At 41.6% G+C, this 13,203-nt stretch carries 11 protein-coding genes; 6 read left to right on the top strand and 5 right to left on the bottom strand.

Annotation, left to right across the window (positions count from 1 at the left end; genetic code table 11):
- Complete coding sequence (locus CJ263_RS10290) at nucleotides 1–1,035, top strand: agmatine deiminase family protein (protein WP_094997185.1); 1,035 nt, start codon at nucleotides 1–3, stop codon at nucleotides 1,033–1,035.
- Between the two features lie 22 nt (nucleotides 1,036–1,057).
- On the opposite strand, the gene CJ263_RS10285 is transcribed toward CJ263_RS10290, so the two are convergent.
- Nucleotides 1,058–3,244 carry an acylase gene (locus CJ263_RS10285; protein WP_094997184.1) on the bottom strand — a complete coding sequence of 729 codons (2,187 nt, stop codon included), beginning with the start codon at nucleotides 3,242–3,244 and terminating at the stop codon, nucleotides 1,058–1,060.
- 211 nt (nucleotides 3,245–3,455) lie between these two features.
- Here CJ263_RS10285 and CJ263_RS10280 point away from each other — a divergent pair, with 211 nt between their 5' ends.
- From CJ263_RS10280 to CJ263_RS10265, 4 genes are all read left to right on the top strand, one after another.
- Nucleotides 3,456–4,538 carry an efflux RND transporter periplasmic adaptor subunit gene (locus CJ263_RS10280; RefSeq protein ID WP_229702408.1) on the top strand — a complete coding sequence of 361 codons (1,083 nt, stop codon included), beginning with the start codon at nucleotides 3,456–3,458 and terminating at the stop codon, nucleotides 4,536–4,538.
- Nucleotides 4,535–5,797 (top strand): ABC transporter permease, encoded by a 1,263-nt coding sequence (locus CJ263_RS10275; protein WP_094997183.1) that lies wholly within the window; start codon nucleotides 4,535–4,537, stop codon nucleotides 5,795–5,797. The genes CJ263_RS10280 and CJ263_RS10275 overlap by 4 nt, the downstream gene beginning before the upstream one ends.
- A 17-nt stretch (nucleotides 5,798–5,814) precedes the next feature.
- Nucleotides 5,815–6,489, top strand: coding sequence for an ABC transporter ATP-binding protein (locus CJ263_RS10270; RefSeq protein WP_094997182.1), 675 nt, complete (start codon nucleotides 5,815–5,817; stop codon nucleotides 6,487–6,489).
- 116 nt (nucleotides 6,490–6,605) lie between these two features.
- A complete protein-coding gene (locus CJ263_RS10265) occupies nucleotides 6,606–8,345 on the top strand; it encodes an ABC transporter ATP-binding protein (RefSeq protein ID WP_094997181.1) in 1,740 nt (579 codons plus the stop codon).
- 109 nt (nucleotides 8,346–8,454) lie between these two features.
- Here the strand turns inward: CJ263_RS10265 and CJ263_RS10260 are convergent, their stop codons facing one another.
- The 4 genes from CJ263_RS10260 to CJ263_RS10245 all read right to left on the bottom strand — a co-directional run bounded on the left by CJ263_RS10260 (nucleotide 8,455) and on the right by CJ263_RS10245 (nucleotide 11,308).
- Entirely contained in the window at nucleotides 8,455–8,787 is a 333-nt protein-coding gene (locus tag CJ263_RS10260; RefSeq protein ID WP_094997180.1) for a 2Fe-2S iron-sulfur cluster-binding family protein, read from the bottom strand.
- A 1-nt stretch (nucleotide 8,788) separates the two neighbouring features.
- Nucleotides 8,789–9,847, bottom strand: a complete 1,059-nt coding sequence (locus CJ263_RS10255) for an NAD(P)/FAD-dependent oxidoreductase (protein ID WP_094997179.1) — start codon at nucleotides 9,845–9,847, stop codon at nucleotides 8,789–8,791.
- Nucleotides 9,848–9,911: 64 nt separating this feature from the next.
- A complete protein-coding gene (locus CJ263_RS10250) occupies nucleotides 9,912–10,154 on the bottom strand; it encodes a NifU family protein (protein WP_094999208.1) in 243 nt (80 codons plus the stop codon).
- An 11-nt stretch (nucleotides 10,155–10,165) separates the two neighbouring features.
- On the bottom strand, nucleotides 10,166–11,308 hold the full coding sequence (locus tag CJ263_RS10245; protein WP_094997178.1) for an Mrp/NBP35 family ATP-binding protein: 1,143 nt from the start codon (nucleotides 11,306–11,308) through the stop codon (nucleotides 10,166–10,168).
- A gap of 202 nt (nucleotides 11,309–11,510) precedes the next feature.
- Here CJ263_RS10245 and CJ263_RS10240 point away from each other — a divergent pair, with 202 nt between their 5' ends.
- Nucleotides 11,511–13,181, top strand: a complete 1,671-nt coding sequence (locus CJ263_RS10240) for an amidase (RefSeq protein WP_094997177.1) — start codon at nucleotides 11,511–11,513, stop codon at nucleotides 13,179–13,181.
- The last annotated feature ends 22 nt before the right edge of the window (nucleotides 13,182–13,203 follow it).

Raw genomic sequence — 13,203 nt, 5'->3', positions numbered from 1 at the left:
ATGGGTAAAAGAAGATTTCCAGCGGAATGGGAGCGACAGAAAGGTGTTTTATTGTGCTTTCCGCACAATGGCAAAGATTGGCCTGGGAAGTATGAAGCCATTCAGTGGGCTTTTGTAGAGTTCATTAAAAAAGTTTCCCTTTTTGAAACCGTATTCTTAGTTGTTGCCCATGAATCCTTAAAGGAAAAAGTATCCGACCTACTGCTCATGGCTTCGGTTGACCTTGATAGAGTTTCATTTATCATCCATAAAACCAACCGAAGTTGGATGCGCGACTCCGGACCTATTATCGTTAAGAATAATGGAAAATTGGAAGCGATAAATTTTAATTTCAACGGATGGGCCAAGTACAACAATTGGCAATTGGATAAACATGTGCCTGCCGTAGTTTCAGATTTTTTGAAAGTCCCGCTGACTCAAGCGACTTACAAGGGAAATAAAGTTATTTTGGAAGGTGGTGCCTTGGAAGTCAATGGAAAAGGTACGTTGATAACTACCGAAGAATGTCTTTTACATCCTTCAATTCAGGTTCGGAATGCAAGTTATACAAAAGCCGATTATGAAGCTGTATTCCAAGAATATTTGGGAATAACCAATACGATTTGGTTGGGAGAAGGGGTCATCGGGGATGACACACATGGCCATGTAGATGATTTGTGCCGATTTGTAAATGCCGATACTGTAGTGACCGTGGTTGAAACAAATAAGGCGCACAAAAACTATAAAACACTTCAAGATAATGTAGAACGACTCTGTTCTTCTAGGTTGGAAAATGGGAAACCTTTAACAATTGTAGAATTACCGATGCCAAAACCCATCATTTTCGAAGCATTGGAATTGCCAGCGAGTTATGCTAATTTCTTAATTATTAACGGTGCTGTTTTGGTCCCCACCTTCAATGATTCCAATGACCGAATCGCACTGAACATTTTAGCGGAGTGCTTCCCTGACCGAGAAGTCATCGGTATCAACTGTATCGATTTAATTTGGGGCTTTGGGACATTGCACTGCTTAAGCCAACAAATACCGGAATAAATAGAATTCAACGAAAGACCAATTATTTGGTTTCCCCAGGATGATATGTTTTTTGTGCCCTTTTAAGCACATCGTCCCTGTAATAGGCGGCGTCCTTCCAATTAACATTGATATATCGCTCCGTTTGATCATCAAAATGAGGTGATTTGGGGTCACCACTTTGACCGCCTGCCAAAATGGTTTTTGCGGTTACCTTATCCCCAAACTCTACTACGGCCGCAAAACTATTACCTCGGGTGCCATAGATTTTTTTGGCTCCTGGGGTAGTATATCTAGCTCCATAAGCGGCCAAAGCTCCCCATGTCCCTGATGCAAAACCCACCCCAACACTGGGTAAACTATCGCTGAAAGTCTGTACGATATCGCCGTTTAAACGCTGGTAGCGGTTGACTTCCCCCCAAGGCATTTGCCAAGTACCAAAGTCCTTTTCTAAAACCTCAATAGCTTCTAACAACAATTGGAACTTTCCAACATAGTCGCCATTTTCAATCCAATGTTCTAATAATTCCATTGAAGATAATCCCTCTGGTCTATTCATACGCTGGTAAACCAAAGTGCCATAATAATGGGCCAATGTCATAGGTATCGATTCTTTAGATGTCTTAAAATCCCAGTTTCGCAATACTTCTATAGGTTTACTTATTTTATCCTCTTTATTGATATTGTCATCATAAGTTTGGATCAAATCTGGTATTAAAACTTTAAAAGCAGGTAAATACGGATCATGGGCCAATTGAATGAGGCTATCAATGGTATACCCTTTCCGATCAGTCAATAATTCAATAGCATGTATCCCCCTAAAGTTTTCCTGGTCTTTGGACATATAGTAGGGATACTCCTCTTTTTTAGGACTGAATTCCGCCGCTGAGGTATAGGGTGTGGAGTTACAATTCTGTATCCATCCATTTTCCGGGTTCAGTACCAGAATATTTTCATCAACGGTATGAAGTCCTTGCCAATCGGTTTGAGGATTACTTCCATCCACTGGCTGCGAGTAATCAAAGCTGACATCCCTTTTGGGCACGAAGTTCCCATGGAAATAGGCAATATTTCCTTCGGCATCAGCATAGACCGTATTGTTGGATGAATTGGTTCGAATGTCCATCATTTCCCTGAATGCTTCATAACCGTCCTTTTTAGTTCTAACGAAAGACTGTTCCAAGGCCTTTACAGGTTCCCACATCATGGCAGAGGCGGTCCATTGTCCTTCCACCGCATGTGTAATGGGTCCATGGTGTGTACGGTACATGGGGAATGTGCGTTCTTGCATTCCTGTGTCCGTTTTATATTTTAGGGTAACCGTAGTGGAATCTATTGGCCGGAGCTCCTCACCATATTGATAAAACAGGTTTCCATCATTCTTAACGATGGTTTCCTTGAACTCATCCATCACATCCGTATACGTGGAGGTATGCATCCAACCTGTTTTTTCATTAAACCCTTGATATACAAAAAATTGCCCCCAAGTAACCGCACCATAAGCATTTAGGCCTTCCTCGCTTACCACATGAACCTCGCCCCTAAAATAAAAGGAAGTATGCGGATTGATCAGCAACATGGCGTTCCCTGATTGTGTTAATTTACCCGATATGGCTATGCCGTTGGAGCCCTGAGGCTCGGCCATTTCTTCCTGCTTCTTTATCTTCATCAATTCCATTTCAGGAAGTTCCATCCCACTCTCATAAAAAGACTCAATTTTTCGTGTAGAAATACGTTCGATATCCCCACCGATACTGCCTTCACTAAAATACATGGGCATCCAAGGTTCAAATCGGGTCAATAATTTTGGCTTTACTTCCGGGTGCGTGTACAAATAGTAATTAATACCATCGGCAAAAGCATCACAGAGCTTTTTTAACCATTCGGGACTTTTGTCATAGTTGGTTTTGGCCTCTGCTTCGGTCATAAAAAGTTTCGCCCTTAAGTCACTATAAATGGCTTCCTCTCCTTCCACTTCCGCCAGCCTGCCCGTGGCCCAAATATAATTTTGCTCTACTCGATTGAAATCATCCTCACACTGGGCATATAACAGTCCAAAGACGGCATCCGCATCGGTCTTACCATAAATGTGGGGCACCCCAAAATCATCCCGAATAATTTCTATTTCCGCCGCTTGGGCCTTCCATTTTTCAACTTCGGGATTCATTATTTCCTTGGACCCGCAGGCCATCAATAGACAAAATACGGCAAAGTAAAATACACCTTTCATACACTATTCTTTACGCTTTTGAAGGTACATAAATGTATTCTCTTTTACCAATTTAAGTATATGCTCCCGCATTTTTAAAAAACCAGGGCCGTATGGTATGACGATTGTCAGTTTTTGTATGCTTAAAATCGTGTAGCTTTGAATAAACACGGTAATTTAGTAATCTAATTCATTGGTATTTAACCATACCGGTACGTAAAGAAACGGTCCATTGAGAAAAGTTGCTTTATTGTTCATCACATTATGGTTCATTTCCTGTGGGAATCAAGAGGAAAAGGTCTATCCTAAGAAAATGTTCATGACAGAATCTGTCTATGCTTCAGCAAAGGTTCAACCGGATAGTCTTTATCAGGCATTTGCCGCCGTATCCGGAATTTTGAAAACTAATTTGGTGGAAGAGGGCGATTTGGTCAAAAATGGAGATCCTTTGATTCAGATTATAAATTCCGCACCAGAACTCAATGCGGACAACGCCCGGTTAAACCTGAATTTGGCAGAGGAAAATTACAAGGGCAGTGCTGCCGTTCTAACCGCATTGGAGGATGAAATTCAAGCAGCCCAACTTTCCTTAAGGAACGACTCTATCAATTATTTTCGACAAAAAAGACTTTGGGAGCAACAGATCGGTTCCCAAGTACAGTTTGAGAATAAAAAATTGGCCTATGAACTCTCCCAAAACAAATTTCGATTGGCTAAAAATCGCTACGATCGCACAAAAAAAGAACTTTCCACGCAATGGCAGCAAGCCCGTAACAGTTACAAAACCGCAAAAACCAATGTAGAGGATTTTACCGTCACTAGTAAAATAAACGGAAAAGTCTATGCACTTTTTAAGCAACCCGGAGAAATTGTAACCACTATGGAACCTTTGGCGGCGGTAGGCAGTAAGGATGTATTTATAATCGAGTTGCTTGTGGACGAAGTGGATATTGTAAAAATCTCCCCGGGATTACAAGTACTGGTTACCTTGGATGCCTATAAAAACACCGTTTTTGAAGCATCCATCCATAAAATTTATCCAAGAAAAGATGAGCGCTCACAGACATTCAAGGTAGAGGGCGTTTTTAAAGACCCTCCAAAAACCTTATATCCGGGATTGGCAGGAGAGGGTAATATCATTATTGCGGAAAAGGAAAATGTATTGACCCTGCCCAAGTCCTATTTAATCAATGGGAATCAAGTACGTACAAAGAACGGGATTGTACAGTTGAAAATTGGACTGCAGAGCCTAGATCAGGTGGAAGTTCTGGAAGGAATAGATGAAAACACCGCCATTCTAAAGCCCGAAGAATGACCAACTGGAGTGTCATCTTAAAAATTGCACGAACACATCTAACGACCAAGATGAAAAGTACGGTGACCGCTGCCCTAGGTGTAACTTTTGGTATAGGGGCTTATATTACCATGGCCGGCTTCATGACCGGGTTGAACAACCTACTCGACGGACTTACCCTTAATCGCACACCCCATGTTCGATTATACAACGAAATTGCGCCATCCAAAAAGCAACCTATTTCCTTATATACCGATTTTGAGGGGGGCTTCAATGTAGTTACATCCATAAAACCCAAGGAAACCCAAATAAAAATTCACAATGCACTGCCCATATTAAAGTATCTTAAAACCAATGACGACGTTAAGGGCGCTACCCCGCAGTTGCAGGCCCAGATTTTCTATCTTTCAGGTTCAATAGAATTAGGAGGTATGCTAATCGGGGCCGATATCATGGAAGAAGCCCGACTTTCCAATATCAACGACTATATTGTATCGGGAAGTCCAGAAGCCTTAAAGAACAACGCCAATGGTATTTTACTTGGTGCGGGGCTCGCGGATAAAATGTCGCTCTCGGTAGGTGACCGTATTCAGGTTGCCACGGTTTCGGGCTCTATTTTTCCCCTAAAAATTGTAGGTATCTATCAAAGCGGATTGGCAGAGATAGATAATTCCCAGAGCTATGTAAACCTGAAAACGGCCCAGCGAATTTTAGGACAACCTGAAAACTATATCACGGACATTCATATAAAATTGTTTGATATAGAAGCGGCGCCCGCGATGGCAATAAGATGGGAGAGACAATTTGACATACAGGCCATAGATATCAAAGAAGCCAATGCACAGTTCGAAACGGGCTCGAGCATACGAAACCTGATTACCTATGCTGTTTCCCTAACCTTATTGATTGTTGCCGGATTCGGTATTTATAACATTCTCAATATGCTGATTTATGAGAAAATGAAGGATATTGCCATCTTAAAAGCTACGGGTTTTTCGGGCAGGGACGTGTCCCTTATCTTCATCAGTCAGGCAGTCATTATTGGACTATTGGGCGGTATTCTGGGCCTTATGGTTGGGTTTGGCCTTTCGGTGTTGATTGACAACACACCCTTTGAGACAGAGGCACTTCCCACAATAAAAACCTATCCCATCAATTATAATCCGCTCTATTATGCCATAGGTATCGGCTTTGCCTTACTATCCACCTTTATCGCCGGATATCTACCTGCCAATAAAGCGAAAAATATGGACCCTATTAAAATAATCAGGGGAACCTAAAGCCCCAAACCTACGTCATGAAATTAGTACTCGAAACAAGGAACATTAATAAACACTTCTACAAACCCAAGGATTTCCATGTACTTAAGGATATTTCTTTTGGGATTCAACCCGGGGAATTTACCTCAATAGTGGGAAAGTCCGGTTGTGGAAAATCTACGTTGCTTTATATTCTGTCCACCATGGATACGGAATATACAGGTGAACTTTATCTAAATGATCAACTGATAACCGGTAAATCCAATGAGGAACTTTCAAGGATAAGAAACAGGCACATAGGGTTTGTATTTCAGTTTCATTATCTGCTCGCGGAATTCAGCGTACTTGAGAACGTAATGCTGCCAGCAAAAAAACTTGCCGAAAAATCCTTGAAAGAAATTGAACATGACGCCCATGAAAAATTAAAAATGCTCCATATTGGGCATTTGGCCCAACAAAGGGCTTCCCGCATTTCTGGTGGTGAAAAACAACGTGTGGCCATAGCCCGCGCATTGATCAACAACCCTACCATTCTTATGGGCGATGAACCCACTGGAAATCTAGATAGCCATAATTCTGAAAATGTCTTTAATATCTTTAAGAATCTTGCCCAAGAAAAGGGGCTTTCGCTTTTGGTAGTAACCCACGATAATGATTTTGCAAAACGCACAGATCGCATCATTGAAATGGAGGATGGTAGCATATTGAAATAATCATCCCAAAAATCATTCGGTAATTCAATGAATGGAACTTTTGTTCTCGGACCCATTTTTTGTTGGCTTCTTAAAGTTATTCCATACACTTCTAAACAAAAAGGTATTTTTGCATCATGGCAGAAAAAAAGGTTAGTACCCTACAGGCATTTAAAACTATTATTTGGCCCAGAAGAAAACTGGTTTTTATCGGACTATTGTTAATCGTTATCAGTAAGGCGGCAAGTTTTGTGGCCCCGGTATCCCTTCGGTACTTTTTGGATGATATTGTTCCTAATAAGAACTATGACTTTTTAAAAATTCTGGTAATCGTTGTAATTCTTTCGTTTCTGGTACAGGCCATTATGTCCTTTCTATTGACAAAAGTACTGAGTATACAGGCGCAGTTTATGATATCGGAACTTCGCGCGCAGGTCCAAAAAAAAGTACTTGCACTTCCCATTCGCTTTTTTGACAATACAAAGTCGGGCGCACTGGTATCCAGAATCATGAGCGATGTGGAGGGTGTACGTAACCTTATTGGAACCGGTCTTGTACAATTGGTTGGAGGAACCATTACGGCGGTTGTTTCCCTTATTCTCTTATTACGAATTAGCCCCACTATGACCTTACTGACCTTTATCCCCTTGATACTGTTTGCAGTAATTGCCTTAAAAGCCTTCAAGATCATTAGGCCGGTTTTTAGGGAAAGAGGCAAAATAAATGCAGAGGTGAAAGGCCGACTAACGGAAACTCTTGGAGGAATACGGGTCATTAAAGGCTTTAATGCCGAAGAACAGGAAGGAAAAGTATTTGAAGAAGGCGTGGAACGTTTATATCAAAACGTAAAGAAAAGCTTAACGGCAACAGCGGTAATGACCAGTTCATCTACCTTTCTTTTAGGATTGGCCACTACAGGCATTATGATGGGTTTTGGAGGATACAAAATGATGCAGGGCGAATTAAGTACAGGCGAGTATTTTGAATTTACCTTTCTATTGGCCCTTATGGTCGCCCCCATTGTTCAAATGAGCAATATAGGAAGTCAGCTTACTGAAGCCTTGGCCGGATTGGACCGAACCGAAGAACTCATGAATCAAGTGACCGAGGCAGATGATAAGGACAGGACCATTGAACTAAAACAAATAAAAGGCGACATGCGCTTTGAGGATGTTTCCTTTGCCTATGAGGAGGACAAGGAGGTATTGCACAATATCAGTTTTGAGGCCAAGGCAGGAGATGTCATAGCGCTTGTTGGAAGCTCCGGTTCGGGTAAATCGACTATAGCAGGTTTGGCAGCCAGTTTTCTGAATCCGGATTCCGGAACCATAACCATTGATGGTATTGACCTTTCAAAGGTTGACCTAACCAGTTTCCGCCAGTTTTTGGGAGTGGTCCTACAGGACGACTTTCTATTTGAAGGCACCATCCGTGAAAATATTCTTTTCCCCAGGCCGGATGCTACCGAGCAAGAACTACGGGATGCCGTTAAAGCTGCTTATGTTGATGAATTCACTGATAGATTCGATGATGGTCTGGACACCGTCATTGGGGAGCGGGGGGTAAAACTTTCGGGTGGCCAACGACAACGTATTGCTATTGCACGTGCCGTACTGGCAAATCCACAAATTTTGATACTGGACGAAGCCACTTCCAATCTGGATACCGAGAGCGAATCCCTAATTCAAAAAAGTTTGGCTGAACTTACCAAAGGTCGAACAACCTTTGTCATTGCCCACCGTTTGAGTACCATTAGAAAGGCCGATCAAATCTTGGTCATTGAAAATGGAAGGATTGCAGAACAAGGCACCCATGAGGAATTGATAGCCACCGAGGGTAGATACTATAATCTGTTTACGTATCAGGCGAGGATATAGTTAGCTAAAAAAACGCAAGTTCAAGATCAAATACAAATTCAGTAGAGACTCATCTAAAATTTGAATTATTTCTTTATGGGTTTGAACTTGACTCTTGAATTTGAATTTGTTAAAGTTCCTCAGGTGCAAGCTCAACTTCCAGTCCGTCCATATCCTCACTAATATGTAACTGGCACCCAAGACGGCTGTTCTCACGAACATTAAAAGCCTCCGCCAACATGGCCTCTTCATCATCACTTTTCTCCGGTAAGTCATGGTCAGATTTCACATAGCATTGGCAAGACGCACACATGGCCATTCCTCCGCAAATCCCAATAGTTCCTTCAGGAGCCAATTCATAGGAACGCACCACTTCCATCAGGTTCATGTTCATATCGGTTGGGGCATCTACTTCATGCAATACACCGTCACGGTCGGTTATTTTGATTTTTATATCGGTCATTTTAATCAATCGCTTTTATTACTGCTTTGGGAGCTTCTTTTTTTGAACCATCAAATCCGTTAATACCTCCAACGGTCGTGTACTTTAGAACGTATTTTTTATCTGGAAATATTCTTTGATAGGCACTTTGACACATCAATGTGGCTTCATGGAAACCACACAAAATCAATTTGAGTTTGCCGGGATAGGTATTAACATCCCCAATGGCATAGATTCCGGGAATATTGGTTTGATAGTCGAACGTGTCTACTTTGATGGCATTTTTTTCAATTTCCAAACCCCAATCCGCAATTGGCCCTAATTTGGGTGAAAGTCCAAACAAGGGTATAAAATTATCTACCTCCAAAGTAATATCTTCGGCGGCGTTGGTAGTTTTCCGTATCGTAACCGATTCTAATTGCCCTTCCCCTTGTAAGCCTACTATTTCTCCAGGGGTTATTAGGTTAATCCTTCCTTGATTTTTGAGGTTTTGTACCTTTTCAACCGAATCCAGGGCACCTCTAAATTCGTTTCTTCGGTGTACCAAGGTCACTTCGGATGCAACATCGGCCAAAAATATGCTCCAGTCCAATGCAGAATCACCACCACCTGCAATAACGACCTTTTTATCACGATAAACCTCAGGATCTTTTATCATATAAGATACCCCGTTATCCTCATATTCCGAAAGATTTTCCAACAAGGGCTTTCTTGGCTCAAAACTTCCAAGCCCTCCGGCAATGGCCACTACCGGAGCGTTATGTTGGGTCCCCTTATTTGTGGTGACCACAAAGGTACCATCATCTAATTTTTCAATGGTTTCGGCCCTTTCCCCTAAAGTAAAACTGGGTTGGAAAGGTTTAATTTGTTCCATGAGGTTATCCACCAAATCACCGGCAAGAACTTCCGGAAAACCTGGAATATCATAGATGGGTTTTTTGGGGTATATCTCAGAACATTGTCCACCAGCTTGCGGTAACGCATCGATAAGGTGGCATTTTAATTGTAACAATCCTGCTTCAAAAACGGCAAAAAGGCCTGTTGGACCGGCCCCTATTATAAGTATATCTGTTTTAATCATGTATAGCGCTATTAGCTGGCTAAACTACTCGTGGGAAAGTTTAAAATTTATGATTATTATCAGGTTATTCTACTACGTTGATAACCTCTTCTATTTGGGGGGCATATTTTTTAATGGTCATTTCAACACCACTTTTTAGTGTCATTTGATTTACACTGCATCCCACACAGGCACCGTGTAACTTCACCTTTACGGAATTTCCATTATCGATGGAAATCAAGGAGATATCCCCACCATCACTTTGCAGAAAGGGACGAATTTCATCCAAGGCCTTTTCTACTTTTTCTTTTAAGTCATCCGAAGTCATTGTTGTCATAACTACTTCTTTTTAACGGCAGAACAGCCTGCCATTGTTGTTATCTTGATCGCCTCAGTTGGCGGAATATTTTCGTTTCTGTTCACTACCTCTTGAACCACATTTTTGGTCAGTTCCTCAAAGGCAGATTCAATAGGTGTTGCGGTTTGCAAGGCTGCCGGCCTACCTACGTCACCGGCCTCTCGTATACTCTGTACCAAGGGTATTTCACCCAAAAAAGGAACATCCAAGTCTTCCGCTAAGTGTTTAGCACCCTCCTTCCCAAAAATATAGTACTTATTATCAGGCAACTCCGCTGGAGTAAAATAGGCCATATTTTCTACAATTCCTAAAACGGGGACATTAATGGATTCTTGTTGGAACATGGCCACTCCTTTTCGAGCATCGGCCAAGGCGACTTCTTGCGGAGTACTTACCACTACCGCACCTGTCACGGGCATGGATTGCATAATGCTCAAGTGGATATCCCCAGTTCCAGGGGGTAGATCCAACAACATAAAATCTATTTCTCCCCAATGGGCATCAAAAATCATTTGGTTCAATGCCTTTGAGGCCATTGGCCCCCTCCAAATAACGGCTTGGTTCGGTTGGGTAAAAAATCCAATCGAAAGTAATTTTACCCCATAATTTTCAACAGGCTTCATTTTGGACTTTCCGTTGACATTTACCGCCAAGGGTTTTTCATGGGCCACATCGAACATAATGGGCATGGAAGGTCCATAAATATCGGCATCCAATAGTCCTACCTTGAAACCCATCTTCGCCAAAGTAACCGCCAAGTTTGCCGTTACCGTAGATTTGCCTACACCACCTTTACCCGAGGCTACAGCTATAATATTTTGAATGCCGGGAATTGGCTTTCCTTTAATTTCATTGACCTTAGGGGGAGTGGAAGGAGCATCTACCTTGATGTTCACCTTTATCTTTGCCTTTTCGTACACTTTCTTATGGATGGCCTTAAGGATTTCAACCTCCGTTTTTTTACGGGCCTGAAGACTTGGATTTTTTATGGTGATGTCTACCTCTACCTCATCCCCAAAAATCTGAATATTTTTCACGGATCCACTTTCCACCATATTCTGCCCTTCACCAGGAACCGTAATGGTTTCCAAAGCCTTTAAAACCTCCTTTTTATCTATCTTCATTATATATATTCATTCTAAACAACAAAGATAGGCCTTAGGTATGAGATTAAGAAGTTAGAGCATTGAAATTGAAGATAAAACAATAAGAACTTTTTATTTTAACATAAATACAAAAACGAATTTATACCGATTTTTATTCTAGAAATTAAAGTTTAAAAAGCTGTAATTGTAGTATTTTAGAAGCCAACCAATTCCTTATTGAATGCAAAAGTCCTTTTGTGGTAAACACATATTTTTAGTTGTATTGATATTGACTTTTTTTCTAAGTGCCTGCGGGGGATCAAAAAAGTTCTCAAAAAAAGATGTAAAACGAAGTCAAGATTTAGTGGGACTTTCCTTTACCAAAAAACAGATTGACACCCTGTATCCTTATTTGAAAAGAAACAAGAAAGGATATGACTCCTTGCGAAAATACCCTTTGGATTATACGGTGTTTCCCGCCATAAAATTTGATCCTTTACCCTTTCACTTTTCACAAAAAACCCAAGCGGGAATTCCATCTTGGGATATTCCCGATAGCGTGGAAGTGCCCACCTTAAAATCGGAATTGGCTTTTTATACCATTCCGCAATTGGCTTCCTTGATTAAAAACGAAAAGATTACTTCGGTTGAATTGACCCAATTCTTCATTGACAGGATAAAAAAGTATGATAATGTTCTTCAATCTACCATTACGATAACGGAGGAACTGGCCATGGAACAGGCCAAAAAATTGGATGCGGAATTGCAAGCCGGTAAATACCGAGGCATCTTACATGGTATTCCCTATGGAGTAAAAGACCTTATGTCCGTCAAAGGTTATAAAACCACTTGGGGAGCGGAACCTTACAAAAATCAGGAATTTGATATGACGGCTACTGTGGTGGAAAAACTTCAAGATGCCGGGGGAGTATTGATTGCCAAATTGGTCTCCGGTTCCTTGGCGCGTGGGGATGTTTGGTTTGGTGGTAAAACAAAAAACCCTTGGGATATAAAACAAGGGGCAAGCGGTTCATCTGCAGGTTCCGGGTCAGCTACTTCGGCAGGACTGGTTCCCTTTGCGTTGGGTACCGAAACCTTGGGCAGTATTACTTCCCCCAGTACCCGTAATGGCATTACCGGCCTACGCCCTACTTATGGTCGTGTAAGCAGGTATGGTGTTATGAGCTTAAGTTGGTCCATGGACAAAATTGGTCCTATGGCCCGTAATGCTCAAGATTGCGCAATTGTTTACAGCATCATATCTGGAAAAGACCCTAAAGACCCTACTACCACGGACTATCCTTTTGGTTTTGACAAAAACAAAGATGTTGCCACCCTTAAGGTAGGATACCTAAAAAAAGATATCGACAAGGATACCTCAAAATCAAAGGACAATCTGACCAAAGCCTTGGAGATTTTTAAAAAAATGGGCATAAAAATGGATTCGTTAGAATTACCGGATGATGTGCCTTTCAATAGTTTTGATATTATTTTGAGGGCCGAGGCAGGTGCATTTTTTGATGACTTGGTCCTTTCGGCAGATGTGGACAAAATGGTGGAACAGGACCAACGCTCTAGGGCCAATTCCCTTCGTCAGGCCCGATTTATTCCGGCAGTAGAATACCTACAGGCCAATAGACATCGGGAAGTATTGATTGAGAAAATGAACGAACTGATCAAAGATTACGACGTCATCATCTCACCATCCTTTGGAAATAGACAGTTGGTCATTACGAATTTAACGGGACACCCCGTTATTGCCATTCCAACCGGGTTGGACAAGGACAAACACCCCACCAGCATCACTTTGGTAGGGAATCTCTATGACGAGGCCAGTATTCTTCTATTGGCAAAAGCCTTTCAAGAAAACACGGAATTTGATGAAATGCATCCAGAAGGGTACATGGATTAATATCTTAAATTTGCATTCTTTA

This window comes from Maribacter cobaltidurans (assembly GCF_002269385.1).
GTDB classification, from domain to species: Bacteria; Bacteroidota; Bacteroidia; order Flavobacteriales; family Flavobacteriaceae; genus Maribacter; species Maribacter cobaltidurans.
The sequence above is the reverse complement of the archived record's forward strand: the minus strand, read 5'-3'. Positions and strand labels throughout refer to the sequence as shown.